Here is a 13,651-nt window from a genome sequence, read left to right as displayed (position 1 = left end):
GCAGACGAAGGAGAAGTCGATGATTCTGGTGACCGGAGCGACCGGAACGGTAGGCCGTGAGTTGGTCGGCCAGTTGCTGGCGCAGGATGTTCCGATGCGGGCGGTGACCCGGCGGCCCGAACTCGCCGGCCTGCCCGACGGCATCGAGGTGGTACGCGCGGACCTGGGCGATCCCGACAGCCTCACCGATGCGTTGCGCGGTGTCGATCGGGTGTTCTTGTTGTCCAGCGGCCCCGAAATCACCACGCACGATGCGAATCTCGCGCAGGCGGCGGCTCATGCGGGCGTCCGGCACATCGTCAAGTTGTCATCCGGCCGCACCGGTGACGACACCGCGACCGATCCGATTCCCACCTGGCACCGCGCCGGAGAGCAGGCGGTCCGCGACAGCGGAGTCCCGTGGACGATGGTGCGCCCCTTGGGATTCATGGCCAATGCGCTGCACTGGGCCGGTTCGATTCGCGATCACGGAGCGGTCTACGCACCGTTCGGACAGGGGCGCATTGCTGTAGTCGACCCGCACGACATCGCCGCCGTCGCCGCTGCGGCACTCACCACCGACGGCCACGAGGGGGAGATCTACACCCTGAGCGGCCCGCAGCCGCTGTCCCCCGGCGAGCAGACCGAAATCCTCGCCGACGTACTGGGCCGCCCGCTGCGCTACGTCGAAGTGGAACCTGCCGCCGCCCGCCAGTCGATCATCGACCACGGCGTCCCCGACGAAATGGCCGACGCGATCATGGCCTTGCGCGCCACCGCCTTGGAGGCCTTCACCTCGGTAGTACACCCCACCGTCGAGCACATCACCGGAACCCCACCCCGCACTTTCCGCACCTGGGCCGAGAACCACCACACCCACTTCGCTCCCGCGGCCGCTGCCTAGCGCCGCCCGGCGTCGAGCGCCCCGCGATCAAGATCAGGTGCAATTCGTGGCGGCATCGCCCGAGAAGCCCCCGCCACCATGGCCACCTGATCTTGATCCGCCCGCGTGCGTGAACTGCGCCGATGTCGGTGGGTCCGGGTAGCCTGAGGGTCGTGCCTGAGCTACCGGAAGTGGAGGCGTTGGCGCAGTTCCTGCGGGAGCACGCGGTCGGCGCTGTGGTGGGGCGTGTCGATGTGGCGGCCTTGAGTGCGGTCAAGACGTTCGATCCGCCGGTTACGGCGCTGTCCGGGCGCGATGTGACCGGGGCGGGCCGGTGGGGGAAATTTCTCGGGATGGAGTGCGACGGGCTCTGGTTGATCACCCATCTGTCGCGCGGCGGGTGGTTGCGGTGGATCGATGAGCCGAGCCAGACACCACCCAAACCGGGCGGCAAGAGCCCGCTCGCACTGCGGGTGCACTTCTTCACCCCGGAGGGCATGACGCCCGCATTCGACCTGACCGAGGCGGGCACCAAGAAGCGGCTCGCGGTGTACATCGTCGACGATCCGAAACTCGTACCCGGCATCTCGCGCCTCGGCCCGGACGCACTCGAGGTGACCGAGGAGCAATTCGGCGAAATCCTGCACGGCGCATCGCAACGCATCAAGACCGCGATCGTCGACCAGGCGCTGCTCGCCGGAATCGGCAATGCGTACTCCGACGAGATCCTGCACACCGCCAAGATCTCGCCCTTCGCCAACACCAAAACCATGTCGGCGGAGACCATTTCGGTGCTCTACGAGGCCATGCGCTCGGTGCTCGCCGACGCCGTGCAGCGCTCGGTCGGCCAGGACGCCGCCCGCCTCAAGGGCGAAAAGCGTTCCGGCATGCGGGTACACGCCCGCACCGGCCTGCCCTGCCCGGTCTGCGGCGACACCGTCCGCGAGGTTTCCTACGCCGAGCGCTCCTTCCAGTACTGCCCGACCTGCCAGACCGGTGGAAAGGTACTCGCGGACCGCCGCATGTCGCGCCTACTGAAGTAGTTCAGATCAACGTAGGCACCCGGATGCCTTGCCAGGCAATACGTTTGGCCTCGTCCGGATCATTCTCCAGCCGGGTGATCTCATCGATGATCAGCGTTGTGCGCCGGTCCTCGGTATAGGCGGGCCAGGAGGGGAGTGGCCGCCCGGTCCGCGCGAATGCGAGCCAATTGTCCTGGAACTGCCGAGTGACCGACTGCATCCCCCGCCGCCCGCCCGCAGCCGTGAAGGCCCGGCCGACCGGTGAATCGGCGGCACCGAAGACAGGAATCAGCTCTGTGGCATGGGTCGCGCCGACCCCAGCGAGACGCAGTGCGCGCGGTGCGAAGTCGTAACGGTAGGAGTACGTCGGTGCGTAGCGACTGTGCCCCGCCGCCACGGTGACAGACGGCCGCCAGAACACATAATCCCCACCGGCGCGAACGGCGACCTTCGCATCCGGATAGCCCGGATAGGCTGCGATGACGCGGGATTCGAGTTCCGCACCACCGTCACGGGTGAGCAGGGCATGCAGGCGTCCCGGAGTGGTCGGCAGTTCGTCGGCGAACTTCGCGAACAATGTGCCCTCATCGCGATTGGTACCGATGATGAGCGGAACCTTGTGTGCGGCACCGCTGGTAATCGCATCGATCGGGGACTGTGGCAGGTAGTCGCCGTCCACGACAGGCGCGATCGGGAACAATCCGGGCCGCTCCCGCAGCACCTTATTACTGGTCTTGTCGACCGCGTGCCGAATGTCGTTGGCACCGGCGGTGATCAGTGCCTTTGCCGCGGTATCGGGTGTCGCGCCGAGCGCGTCTATACATCGGCGAGCGAAAGCGCGACCATCTTCGGTGCTCATACCCCAATCGGCGGGCGGGCTCTGTGCGATGCCGCGATGGAACAGCCCCTTCGCCGCAGGTGTGGCCAGTAGGGAGAGCACCGCATGGGCACCGGCGGATTCGCCGAAAATGGTGACATTGCCGGGATCCCCGCCGAACGCTGCGATATTACGCTGCACCCACTCCAGCGCCGCGACCTGATCGCGCAGTCCGAGGTTGCTGTCGAAAGGTCGCTCGGGCGTGCTGAATTCACCGAAATCGACGTAGCCGAACGCACCGAGCCGGTAGTTCAGCGACACCACGATCACATCGCCGCCGACCACCAGTCGCGCACCGGAATACAGACCGAGCGCCGAGGTGCCGATCAGATATCCGCCGCCGTGAATGAACACCATTACCGGCCGGGGTGTCGACGATGGTTCGATCGGCGCGACGACATTGAGTGTCAGGGCGTCTTCACTGGTCGGTTGATACCGGCGCGGCCCGATCCTGGCACCGGTCCGATGCTGCATCGCGGCGAACCCGAATGTGGTGGCCTCGCGGACACCGGTCCACGGGGCCACCGGCTGCGGTGCGCGAAATCGCAGGTCGCCGACCGGTGGGGCGGCATAGGGCAGGGAGCGCCAGCGCAGGACGCGGCGGCCGCGGTAACCGCGGACAACTCCGTCGGCGGTCGTGATATCGGACATCTTTCCGATGGTAACTACGAGCGGCGGGCCTCCAACAGACGCAACCAGAGCTCGCTCACCGTCGGATAGGCTGGCACTGCGTGCCATAGCGTCGCGAGTGGCACCTTGCCGACCACGGCAACGGTCGCCGCGTGGATCAGCTCGCTGACCTCCGGTCCCACGAAAGTGGCCCCGAGCAGCGTGTCGGTCGCGGTATCGATGACGATCTTCGCTCGCCCCGCGTAGTCGTCGCGTGCCAGCGCCGATCCGGCGACCGCGATATCGATCTCTACGGTTTCCACCGCATAGCCCGCTTGACGCGCCGCCGCCTCGGTTTGCCCGACAGACGCGACTTCCGGTGCGGTGAATACCACCTGCGGCACCTGCCCGTGGTCGGCCGTCGCCGTGTAGCGCGCATCCGTCAGCGCGCGCCCCTCGGCCCGCGCTGCAATGACATCACCACACACCCTGGCGTGGTACTTCCCCATATGAGTAAGCGCCGCACGGTGATTCACATCGCCGACCGCATACAGCCAGTCGCCGTCGATGCCGCGCACCGTCAACCGGTCGTCCACCTCGACATAGCCGTCCGCCAGCCCGACCGAGCCCAGTCCGAGTTCCGCCGTCGCCGGTCCGCGCCCGGCGGCGACCAAGATCTCGTCGGCCTCGATCTCGCCTTCGTCGGTCTCGACGGTCACCACACCGCCGTGAATCCAGCCCTCGCCGGAGTCCTTCGGATCGGCGCGCACCACCCGTGTGGGTTGGGTGCCGAACAGAACCCGAACACCGGCATCGGACAGCGCAGCGGCAACGCGTTCCCCCGCGAAAGGTTCGGCATTGCCCAGCAACGCATTGCCGCGGACCAGCATGGTGATCTCACTCGCGCCGAGCGCGGCAAGCCAGGTAGCCGCCTCACATGCGACCACACCGCCGCCGATGATCACCACCCGGCGCGGAACCTCGTGCAGATTGGTCGCATCCCGGGAAATCCACGGCAGCGCATCGCGCAATCCGGGCACATCGGGAACCGCGGCCTTGGTCCCGGTGGCCAGCACCACCGCGTGCCGGGCGCGCAGCTGTCGCCCGCCGACCTCGACCAGTCGCTCGCCCGCGAGCCGTCCCGTCCCACGGACCACCTCGATGCGATTGTCGTTGGCCCAGTCGACCTGCGAGCTGTCGTCGTGCTTGTGCGTGAAGGCGTCGCGCCGCTTCAAGACCGCATCGACATCGAGCCCGCTCGCGGTGATTCCGGCCATCGCCTTGGCGCCGGACAGCACATGGGCCGGTCGCAGCAGCGCCTTACTCGGCATACATGCCCAATACGAACATTCACCGCCGACCAGTTCCCGTTCCACGATCACGGCGGTGCGCTCGCTGTCCGCGATGGCGTAGGCGGCGGCGTTCTCGCCCGCAGGCCCACCACCGATCACGATGACGTCGTATTCGGCGGTGGAATCGGAGGTCACTGGAGATAACCCTCGACCTGACGGGCCGGGTTCTCCTGTGCCTCGTCGGGCGTGGCCCCGGCGTCGATGCGCGCCCGGCGCTGCCGCAGCAGATCCCAGGCCTGATCGAGCATTACTTCGAGTGCGGCGAGCTGCTGCCGCTCGGTTACCGGATCCACCGCACCCGCCGTCGCCCTGGACCGCAAATCATGCTCGCGATCGACCAGATTTTTGATACGCGCCAGGATGTCCTGTTCCGTCATGGGGACCATGCTACGACCGCGTCGGCGCGGTCACGGTCCTTCGGGAATCGGCCTGGGGCTGATCGGCGCCGTAGCGGCTGGTTCCGCTGGCACGAAAAGGCCCGATCCGAGCTGTGCGGATCGGGCCTGATGCTTTCTCGCGGGACTACGCGCGGTCGAGAGTTCTCGCGGGGACTACGCGCGGTCGAATCCGCCGTTGGACACGCCAGCGGTGAAGGCGTCCCATTCGCCGGGGGTGAAGACGAGTGCGGGGCCAGCTGGGTTCTTGGAGTCGCGGACCCCGCCGACGAAAAGCTGCTCGCGATCGACGAAGACGGATGGCCCGACGACTATGGGAAAAGCAACCGCGCCCAAGCTGTTCTTACGCACCGACGGGCCGGAGCTCCGTTGAACGCAGTCGAATGGTGGTCGCCCACGCCGCATTCGACCGCCATATCACTACGCTCGGCAAGCAGCCGGAGTGGGTGGCGCAGCAATTTGTCTAACTTTGGGGGAGGGCGCTATGGATGTGTAAGGCATTCTGCGGCAATCGGGATCGCGGTGCGCAGCTCGGTCCAGCTCAGTGCCGTGTAGCCGAGGGCGATGCCGAAGGTGTGCGGGCCAACGGCTACGGCGAGTGGATGTTGTTGTGCCACAAGGTGATGGCGGGACAGTCCGTCCAGTGCCACACCGTGTGTTCGGCCCACGGCCACGGCACGGCGTTCGGCTTCGGCCGAATTCAGTGGCACCACCACGTGTGAACCGGCATCGTCGCCGAGTACTTCGAGTCCGCGGCGGCGAAGCTCGTCCACGACCAGGGTTCGGCGTGGGGGTACGGCGCGGCGCAGTCGGCGCAGGTGTCTGGCGAGATCGCCGTGCTCAGCGAATGCGGCGAGTACTCGCTGCCCCGCGGGACTCGGGCCGGTACCGGTTCGTTCGCGGTGCGCGACAACGGCTTCGGTGATATCCGGGGCAGCGACGAGCCAGCCGATACCCAAGGTCGGCGAGAGGATCTTGCTCGTGGTGCCGAGATGGACGACGACGTCCGGAGCCATTGCGGCCAGCAGCGGCAAAGGGGCGGTGTCGTAACGTAATTCGCCGTCGTAGTCATCCTCGATGATGAGTAGTCCAGCGCGCCTGGCGAATTCGACGAGTTGTACGCGTCGCGCCGCTTGCATGCGCGTGCCGAGTGGAAATTGATGTGCGGGAGTGCAATACACGGCCTTGATGGCGTGGGGCAGTCGGTCGACTCGCAGGCCGTCGGTATCGATCGGCACCGGTAGTACCCGGACGCCGGCCGCGACGAATGCGCCCGCGGCACGCTGATAGCCCGGATCTTCCATGGCAATGGCGTCGCCGGGCCGCAGTAGGGCGGCCGCGAGTTCGCCTACGGCCGAACTGGTTCCGGCCGTAGCGAGCAACACGGACTTGCTGCCCGCACCGAGGCCGCGGTGACGCAGCAGGTGTTCGGCGATGGCCGCGCGGTATTCCGGTTCGCCGCCGCGATTCTTTCGGATGATGGGGGAGTCCTCGGCGGCCGCGCGCCAGGCGCGTCGCCAGGCCGCCTGGTCGAGGGCCTCGATGCAGGGCGCGCCGGGGCCGAGGTCGAGCAGGTCCGGCGCGTGCTCGGCGGTGCTGTGTGTGCTCGGTCGTGCGGGTGGTTCGGCGGGGGCGGTGGTCAGGTAGGTGCCCGAGCCGCGGCGGCCCGCGATCCAGCCTTCGGCGTGCAGTTGGTCGTAGGCCGCGGCGACCACCGTGCGGCTCACGCCGAGGCGCTGGGCCAGCGCTCGCGACGAGGGAAGTCGATCGTCCGCGCGCAGGAGTCCGTTGCTCGCCGCGGCGCGCAGGCCCTCCGCGACTTGAACCGATAATGGCTGCTCAGCCTCGCGGTCGAGGACGAGCGGAAGTTCCTCCAACATCGCGCACCTCCCGAATTGGACTGTTCAAATTTCCATGAATTGGCTATTTCAGAATGCCACTTCCGGCTCCACGCTAGAGGCATGACGAACTCTCGGCCGCCGCTTTCGCCTACCCCACGTACCACCCTGACACGTTCCAAGGAGCGTGGCCGGACCGACCGTGCCGAACTGGACGCGGTCCTCGACGCGGGCCTGGTCTGCCACCTCGGCGTGCTGCTCGGCGCCAGTCCGGTCGTGCTCCCGACCGTCTACGGCCGCGACGGCGACACGCTGTACCTGCACGGCTCGACCGGAGCCGGAAACCTGCGGGCAGCACTGACCGGCGATATCTCCATTGCCGTCACCCTGGTCGACGGTATCGTCTACGCCCGCTCGGCCATGCACTTCTCGGCCAACTTCCGCTCGGCCGTAGTGCGCGGCCGCGCCGTCGAACTCACCGATCCCGACGAGCGCATGCACGCGCTGCGGGTCATCGTCGAACACTCCGCCCCGGGTGCGTGGGATCGCGTGCGGCAGCCGAACAAAAAGGAAATGGCCGCCACCATGGTCCTCTCGCTCGACCTGACCGAGGCGTCGGTGAAGGTCCGAACCGACGGCCCCAAGGACGATGCCGCCGATATCGAAACCGGCGGCGTCTGGGCGGGTGTCCTGCCCATGCGTCAGGTTTGGGACGCTCCGATCTCCTCGGACGATCTGGAGCCGGGCGTCGAGGTCCCACAGGACGTACTCGATCGAACCGATATCGTCCCCGCCCGTTGACCCAACCGGCTCAGTGAAGTCGGCGCGGACCGGAATTGCCGACGAACGTGAGATCGATTGTCGGACAGCCGGTTACCACGATTCGATCAGCGGGATGTCATGCTCGCGCCGCTGCCATTCCTCAGTGAGGCGACCGAGTCGATCCGGGGAGGCGATGCCGCGCACGCCTGCGATCTTGTCGTCACGGATCTCCAGGATCACGACGCCAAGGACCTGGTCGTCGAGGGTGGCGAGCATGGCCGGGCAGCCGTTGACCACGACGGCATGGATCGAGGGCGAGCCACCGGCGAGTCTCCGCTTGGCCGGAGACGGTTTGAAGCCGGCCCGCACCGCGCTCGCGATCCGCTCCGGGGTCGAGTACCGGATCAGCTTCTCGGCCAGTCCTAGGCCGGCGCCGTCGGAGATGCCGGTCGCATCGTCGGTCAGCAGCGCCACCAGCCGTTCGGTTCGGCCCGAGGAGGCGGCATCGACGAACGCCTCGACGATTCGACGCGCGGAGGCACGGTCGATGTCATTGCCGTTGCCGGCGGCGGCAATTCGACGCCGCGCTCGGTGGATGTGTTGCTGACTCCCGGACTCGGTGATGCCGAGAATCTCGGCTATCTCGGCGTGGCTGTACGCAAAGGCCTCGCGCAGCACGTAAGCGGCCCGTTCGACCGGCGACAGCCGCTCCATGAGGGTCAGCACCGCCAGGGTCACCGATTCGCGCTGCTCGACGGTGTCGGCCGGGCCGAGCATCGGATCGCCGTCGAGAAGCGGTTCTGGCATCCAGGCGCCGACCGCGCGTTCGCGTCGCACCTTTGCCGAGCGGAGCCGGTCGAGCGCCAGGTTGGTGACGATCTTGGTCAGCCAAGCCTCGGGCACCTCGACGTACCCCCGGTCGGCGGCCTGCCACCGCAGGAACGCGTCCTGCACCGTGTCCTCGGCGTCGGCGGCCGAGCCGAGCAGACGGTAGGCGAGCGAGGCCAGTCGATTCCGGCTGGCCTCGAAACGCGCCACGGTGGCAGTGTCCATGAGCGCGACTCTATGCGGCGACCACGTCGCGCGAGTGCGCTCCGGTGGTGGCCAAGCGGTACCTGTGACTCGGCATTCCGAAGGTCGGGTGGCTCAGGCTCCAAGCGGAAGTGTCCAGGATTGCCTTCTTGACGCGCGCGGCCGTGCGGCCACACAGGGCCCACGACTTCGATCGCGCGTCGCGGTCGACCAGCTGGAAGATCGCGTCCTTGCGGCCGAGGCTGATGTGGTTGCCGACATACGACAGCGCGGTCGTCGAGATCTTGCGCCCGGTCAGGTCTCCGATGATCGCGGCCGTCGCCTGCATGCTGGTGAATCCCGCGGAAGCGCACGACATCGGCAACGGCCGACCGTTCTCGCCGATGACGAAGGCGCTGTCACCGGCAACGTAGACATCCGGGTGCGAGACCGACCGCATCTGACGGTCGACCGTGATCTGGCCGTTGGCTACCACCTCGAGGCCGCTGGCGGCGGCAATCGGGTGGACCGCGAAACCGGCGGCCCACACGGTCGCGTCGGCGGCGAAAACGGTGCCGTCGTCGGCCACCGCCGCCGCCTCCTCGACGCGCTCGATGGTGGTGTGCTCATGGACCGTGATACCGAACCGGTCGAAGGTACGCAGCAGGTGACGGCGCGCCTTCGTGCCCAGCCAGCCACCCAGTTCGCCGCTGGTGGCGAGGCTGACCCGAAGTCCTGGACGGGATTCGGCGAGCTCGGTGGCGGCCTCGATCGCGGTCAGATTGCCCCCGACTACCAGCACCTCCCCGTCCTCGCCCAGCTCGTCCAGGCGTGCGCGCAGGCGCAGCGCGGACGGTCGCGCGGCCACGTGGAAGGCGTGCTTTTCGACGCCCGGAACGCCGTGGTCGGCGGCAGTGCTGCCGAGCGCGTAGAGCAGGGTGTCGTATTCGAGCCGGTCGATGCCCTCGCCGTCGGCGACTGTGACCGTCCGGTGCTCGGCGTCGACGTTGGTCACCCGCGCGAGTCGTAACCGGATACCGGTGCCCGCGAACACCTCCGCCAGCGGCCGGTGGCGCAGATCCTGTCCTGCGGCGAGCTGATGCAGGCGCAGCCGCTCGACGAAATCGGGTTCGGCGTTGACGACGGTGATCTCGAAGTCGTCGCAGTGGAGTTGGCGTGCCAGATATCCGGCGGAGAAGGCTCCGGCGTATCCGGCCCCGAGGACGACGATGCGGTGCTTCATGATTCGCTCCTGTCTGGTTCGCGTGCTTCCTGAACGAGACAGCCCCCGAATTCCTGACAGCACTCTCCAGTGACGTGGGTCACCCTCGTGAGTCGCTCGGCGGAACTGCATTCCGAACCACGTCGGCCCGAGCAGGATCTCGACCGCATCGACGAAACCAGTCAGGACATGCGTGGTCTCGCATACCCAGTGACTACCTCGCACAAGCCACACCTTTGCGAGGTAGTCACTGGATATGCGTCGGGTTTGTGCGGGTGACATCCGCCGGGGGCTTTGTCAGGCTTCGGGGCGCGGGTCGATGCCCAGGGTGGCGCAGGCGCCGTCCACGGCCGCGCGGCGGAGTTTGTCCTTCGGTACGTCGGCGAATTGGATCGTGCAGTCCTGGAGGCCGCCGAAGGCGATCACGGCCCGGGTGGCCTGCTCCAGTGTGGGTCCGGGGCCGCACAGCAGCTTCACCAGTCGCCCACGCCAGGCCAGCACCAGGTCGATCAGGCCCAGGTCGGCGAGCGTGGTCAGCTCGGCGAGCATGAGCACGATGTCTTTGCGGTGGCGGTAGTGGAAGTCGAAGTAGCCCTCCAGCAGGGCGCGGGGCTCGACCTCGCGCAGCGCCTCCTGCCCCTCCAGGAACGCCTCTTCCTCGTCGATGATCGGCTGCACGATGCTGCGGACCAGTTCCTCGCGTGAGGAGAAGTGGTAGTAGAGCGCCGGTTTGGTGATGCCGAGCCGGTCGGCGATCTCCTGCAGGCCGGTCCGATGCACACCCTGCTGTGCGAAGAGCTCGCGGGCGACCTCTTGGATCCGCTGCTTGGTGTCGGAGGGGCGAGGCATGCCGCGAGCCTATCTTACTTAACGATAGGTAAGTAAGAGTGCTACGCTTACTTATCGTTAAGTAAGGATACATGCTCATGCGGATACTCATCTCCGGCGCCAGCGTCGCCGGGCCGGTGCTGGCGTACTGGCTCACCAGGCACGGCTTCTCCGTCACCGTTGTCGAGCGCGCACCGGCTCTGCGCAAGACCGGCGGCCACGCGGTCGACCTGTTCCGGCCCGCGATGGATATCTCGGAGAAGATGGGCGTGCTCTCACGCGTCGAGGAGCGAGCCACCGGCACCAAGCGGATGACCCTCTACCCGGAGGGCAAACGACGTCCCGTCCAGGTGGACCTCTCCAAGATCTTCGGCGCCACCTCCGACCGGCACGTCGAGATCATGCGCGACGACCTGAGCGAGATCTACTACGACGCCGCGCGCGACGAGGTTGAGCACATCTTCGGCGACTCGATCACCGCGATCTCGCCCGACGGCGAGGTGCGGTTCGAGAACGCCGCGCCGCGCCGCTTCGACCTCGTCGTCGGCGCGGACGGTCTGCATTCCAACGTGCGCCGCCTCGTCTTCGGTGACGAGTCCCACTTCAGCGACTTCATCGGGGCGTACCTAGGGGTGCTGACCCTGCCCAACGGGTTCGGTCTCGACGGCGAGCTCCGCATCCACGTCGGCGTCGGCCGTACTGCAGGCATGTACGGCGCGCGGCACCTCGGCGAAGCACGGGCTTTGTTCCTGTTCCGGAGCGAGCGCGAGCTCGACTACCACCACCGTGACGTGCCCCGGCAGAAGGACTTGCTGCGCAATGCGTTCGGCGGCATGCACGCCGAGGTGGACCGCTGGCTCGGCGAACTCGACCGCACCCCGGCGTTCTACTTCGACTCGATCACCCAATTGCATATGGACACCTGGTCGCGGGGGCGGGTGACACTCGTCGGCGACGCGGGCTACTGCCCCGGCCCGGCCGTCGGCGGCAGCACCACCCTGGCCGTCGTCGGCGCGTACGTCCTCGCCGGAGAGTTGGCACGCGCGGGCGGCGACCACGAGCGCGCCTTCCCCGCCTACGAGCGCGCGATGGCCGAGCGCGTACGCGGCAGTCGCGCGGTCGCACTGAGCGCGGCGAAAACCCTGATCCCCACATCGCGCCTCGGTGTTTCGGGACTGGTCAAGGGCAGCCGCCTGATTTCCGCCCTGCCCGCGGGACCCAGCCGCGCTTTCATCCGTCTCACCACCAAGAGCGCGCGCCTCTACAACTCCATGACCGTCGAGGACTACCCACCCTCGCCTGCCGCCGCGGTCACCAGAGGGTGATCGGGAGGCCGAGGGCGGTGGCGGTTTCGTGGGCCAGGGTGCGGAGGGTTTCGAGGGTGTCGATGTGGGCGGGGTCGAGGCTGACGACGGCGAGGGTGTAGGTGTCGGCGATGCGGCAGAGATAGCCGGATAGGCGGGTGCGGGGGAGTTGGTCCGCGGTTAGGCCGGGATGGATGGCGCGGGCGGCGACGCCGGTGCAGCGATGTGGGCCGAGGGTGCGCAGGGAGTCGGGGAGCGTTCCGATGTTGGAGCACAGGATGTCTCGTTCACCGGCACCCCTGGACAAGGCGTAGGCCCAGCGATCCGGAATCACCTGCAGCAGTTCCTCCGGCATCCCGCCGGGGCTGGACATGCGCCGCTCGTAGGCGATTCGGGCCTTCTCACGAATCGTGGCCGGAGTATCGGTGCGCCCGATGGTGATCTCGGTCATCGCGAGGTCATTGTCGACGCGCGGCTCGTCGCGGGTGTCGACCGGAAGGCTGGCATCGATCGTCTCACCGGAAAATCCACTGGCCCACAACATCTTCGCGATCAGGCCGATGAACAGGCTGTTGGCCGTACCGCCTTGCGTCGCAGCCGCCGACTCCCAGTCAGCAGCGGGGCACTGCAGTACGACGCTGAGGGTCGGCGCGCTCTCAGCCCCTGGGCGTCCAGCGATCGACCCGCGTTGACGGGTCGACAACCCGTGTTCGCGAGCAGATGCCGCCTGGGCGGGACGTTCGGGGATTCCGCGACGAAGCGCGCGAAACGTGCCGCGCACAACGATCGACCATTGCCGCCAAGCATCGGACCAATCCGATGCCGCAGCTCGGGTTTCCCGGCCCAGCGAGGCATTCACGCGCGCGTCGGACCGGTCTGGTTCCCATGTAGTGGATGTCGACGCAGGTCTCGGCCTCGTCATTGAGCCGCCCGCATCAGATCGGCCCAGCCGCTTCGGATAAGCCAACTCGTCGGCGGGCCGAGAGGTATCCGACTTTTCCTCTGGCGCAGTAGATTTCGTTGATAGCGTGCTGATCGCACGCATCGTCGCCGGCGCGGACGCCATACCTGACACGGTATCCAGGGAACGCATGGTCTGCACCGACGACGTGGTCAGGCTCGGGCCACCCAGCGCATCATCGATCGCGAGCACCAGCGCTCTCCCGTCGGCAAGCGCATGCGAACAGGTCAGCGACACAATCGATCCGCCGTCATCCAGGGCGGCGGTCGACAATCGCCAACCCGGACCGTATTCCGGATCGAGGTTCGCGCCCTGCTCATCGGCCCACTCGAGCAGGTCCCGGCTAGCGATGGTGCCGTCGGTGAACTCGAGCCGATACGCCCGAGTGTTCGCCCGCCAACTGCGACGCGCACCCGGAACCGAAGGCCGAATCACTCTGCGCCCCAGGTGCCCGACCCGCAGTGCCGCGTGCACCCGCCGCAGTAACTCGGGATCGACGCGATCGGCCGTGCGCCACAAACCCTGGAGGGCGATCGGGGTGCCGAGCCCGCGATGCGTGCGCAGGAAGATCTCGTCGACGACGCTCAACCGTTGGGCGGCAGCCATTG

13 protein-coding genes are annotated in these 13,651 nt (G+C 67.4%); 4 read left to right on the top strand and 9 right to left on the bottom strand.

The window, feature by feature from the left end:
- Positions 1-19 precede the first annotated feature (19 nt).
- Positions 20-883: an NAD(P)H-binding protein gene (locus tag ACFYOW_RS30320; RefSeq protein ID WP_387293487.1), complete on the top strand. Its 864-nt coding sequence runs from the start codon at positions 20-22 to the stop codon at positions 881-883.
- Between the two features lie 152 nt (positions 884-1,035).
- On the top strand, positions 1,036-1,905 hold the full coding sequence (locus ACFYOW_RS30315) for an Fpg/Nei family DNA glycosylase (protein WP_387293486.1): 870 nt from the start codon (positions 1,036-1,038) through the stop codon (positions 1,903-1,905).
- Position 1,906: 1 nt separating this feature from the next.
- Here ACFYOW_RS30315 and ACFYOW_RS30310 read toward each other — a convergent pair whose 3' ends face one another.
- The 5 genes from ACFYOW_RS30310 to ACFYOW_RS30290 form a co-directional block, all read right to left on the bottom strand.
- Positions 1,907-3,412: a carboxylesterase/lipase family protein gene (locus ACFYOW_RS30310; protein WP_387293485.1), complete on the bottom strand. Its 1,506-nt coding sequence runs from the start codon at positions 3,410-3,412 to the stop codon at positions 1,907-1,909.
- Between the two features lie 14 nt (positions 3,413-3,426).
- Positions 3,427-4,857, bottom strand: coding sequence for a dihydrolipoyl dehydrogenase family protein (locus ACFYOW_RS30305; RefSeq protein WP_387293484.1), 1,431 nt, complete (start codon positions 4,855-4,857; stop codon positions 3,427-3,429).
- Positions 4,854-5,099: a DUF2630 family protein gene (locus ACFYOW_RS30300; RefSeq protein WP_387293483.1), complete on the bottom strand. Its 246-nt coding sequence runs from the start codon at positions 5,097-5,099 to the stop codon at positions 4,854-4,856. The genes ACFYOW_RS30305 and ACFYOW_RS30300 overlap by 4 nt, the downstream gene beginning before the upstream one ends.
- Before the next feature lie 174 nt (positions 5,100-5,273).
- Positions 5,274-5,432: a DUF397 domain-containing protein gene (locus tag ACFYOW_RS30295; protein ID WP_387293536.1), complete on the bottom strand. Its 159-nt coding sequence runs from the start codon at positions 5,430-5,432 to the stop codon at positions 5,274-5,276.
- A gap of 167 nt (positions 5,433-5,599) precedes the next feature.
- On the bottom strand, positions 5,600-6,997 hold the full coding sequence (locus ACFYOW_RS30290; RefSeq protein ID WP_387293482.1) for a PLP-dependent aminotransferase family protein: 1,398 nt from the start codon (positions 6,995-6,997) through the stop codon (positions 5,600-5,602).
- Between the two features lie 81 nt (positions 6,998-7,078).
- On the opposite strand from ACFYOW_RS30290, the gene ACFYOW_RS30285 reads away from it, so the two are divergent.
- Positions 7,079-7,756 carry a pyridoxamine 5'-phosphate oxidase family protein gene (locus ACFYOW_RS30285; RefSeq protein ID WP_387293481.1) on the top strand — a complete coding sequence of 226 codons (678 nt, stop codon included), beginning with the start codon at positions 7,079-7,081 and terminating at the stop codon, positions 7,754-7,756.
- Between the two features lie 72 nt (positions 7,757-7,828).
- Here ACFYOW_RS30285 and ACFYOW_RS30280 read toward each other — a convergent pair whose 3' ends face one another.
- From ACFYOW_RS30280 to ACFYOW_RS30270, 3 genes are all read right to left on the bottom strand, one after another.
- Positions 7,829-8,770 (bottom strand): sigma-70 family RNA polymerase sigma factor, encoded by a 942-nt coding sequence (locus tag ACFYOW_RS30280; protein WP_387293480.1) that lies wholly within the window; start codon positions 8,768-8,770, stop codon positions 7,829-7,831.
- A gap of 10 nt (positions 8,771-8,780) precedes the next feature.
- On the bottom strand, positions 8,781-9,971 hold the full coding sequence (locus tag ACFYOW_RS30275; protein ID WP_387293479.1) for an NAD(P)/FAD-dependent oxidoreductase: 1,191 nt from the start codon (positions 9,969-9,971) through the stop codon (positions 8,781-8,783).
- A gap of 276 nt (positions 9,972-10,247) precedes the next feature.
- Complete coding sequence (locus ACFYOW_RS30270) at positions 10,248-10,799, bottom strand: TetR/AcrR family transcriptional regulator (RefSeq protein ID WP_387293478.1); 552 nt, start codon at positions 10,797-10,799, stop codon at positions 10,248-10,250.
- A gap of 77 nt (positions 10,800-10,876) precedes the next feature.
- Here ACFYOW_RS30270 and ACFYOW_RS30265 point away from each other — a divergent pair, with 77 nt between their 5' ends.
- Positions 10,877-12,103, top strand: a complete 1,227-nt coding sequence (locus ACFYOW_RS30265) for an FAD-dependent monooxygenase (RefSeq protein ID WP_387293477.1) — start codon at positions 10,877-10,879, stop codon at positions 12,101-12,103.
- On the opposite strand, the gene ACFYOW_RS30260 is transcribed toward ACFYOW_RS30265, so the two are convergent.
- A complete protein-coding gene (locus ACFYOW_RS30260) occupies positions 12,090-13,649 on the bottom strand; it encodes a hypothetical protein (RefSeq protein WP_387293476.1) in 1,560 nt (519 codons plus the stop codon). The genes ACFYOW_RS30265 and ACFYOW_RS30260 overlap by 14 nt on opposite strands.
- Positions 13,650-13,651 lie beyond the last annotated feature (2 nt).

Source organism: Nocardia sp. NPDC006982 (assembly GCF_042869435.1).
In the GTDB taxonomy this organism is placed as follows: Bacteria; Actinomycetota; Actinomycetes; order Mycobacteriales; family Mycobacteriaceae; genus Nocardia.
The sequence above is the reverse complement of the archived record's forward strand: the minus strand, read 5'-3'. Positions and strand labels throughout refer to the sequence as shown.

Excerpts from the sequence above, each read along its gene's own strand:
- ACFYOW_RS30320 (WP_387293487.1), top strand. The coding sequence starts at position 20 with ATGATTCTGGTGACCGGAGCGACCGGAACGGTAGGCCGTGAGTTGGTC.
- ACFYOW_RS30310 (WP_387293485.1), bottom strand. The coding sequence starts at position 3,412 with ATGTCCGATATCACGACCGCCGACGGAGTTGTCCGCGGTTACCGCGGC.
- ACFYOW_RS30300 (WP_387293483.1), bottom strand. The coding sequence starts at position 5,099 with ATGACGGAACAGGACATCCTGGCGCGTATCAAAAATCTGGTCGATCGC.
- ACFYOW_RS30290 (WP_387293482.1), bottom strand. The coding sequence starts at position 6,997 with ATGTTGGAGGAACTTCCGCTCGTCCTCGACCGCGAGGCTGAGCAGCCA.
- ACFYOW_RS30285 (WP_387293481.1), top strand. The coding sequence starts at position 7,079 with ATGACGAACTCTCGGCCGCCGCTTTCGCCTACCCCACGTACCACCCTG.
- ACFYOW_RS30280 (WP_387293480.1), bottom strand. The coding sequence starts at position 8,770 with ATGGACACTGCCACCGTGGCGCGTTTCGAGGCCAGCCGGAATCGACTG.
- ACFYOW_RS30275 (WP_387293479.1), bottom strand. The coding sequence starts at position 9,971 with ATGAAGCACCGCATCGTCGTCCTCGGGGCCGGATACGCCGGAGCCTTC.
- ACFYOW_RS30270 (WP_387293478.1), bottom strand. The coding sequence starts at position 10,799 with ATGCCTCGCCCCTCCGACACCAAGCAGCGGATCCAAGAGGTCGCCCGC.
- ACFYOW_RS30265 (WP_387293477.1), top strand. The coding sequence starts at position 10,877 with ATGCGGATACTCATCTCCGGCGCCAGCGTCGCCGGGCCGGTGCTGGCG.
- ACFYOW_RS30260 (WP_387293476.1), bottom strand. The coding sequence starts at position 13,649 with ATGGCTGCCGCCCAACGGTTGAGCGTCGTCGACGAGATCTTCCTGCGC.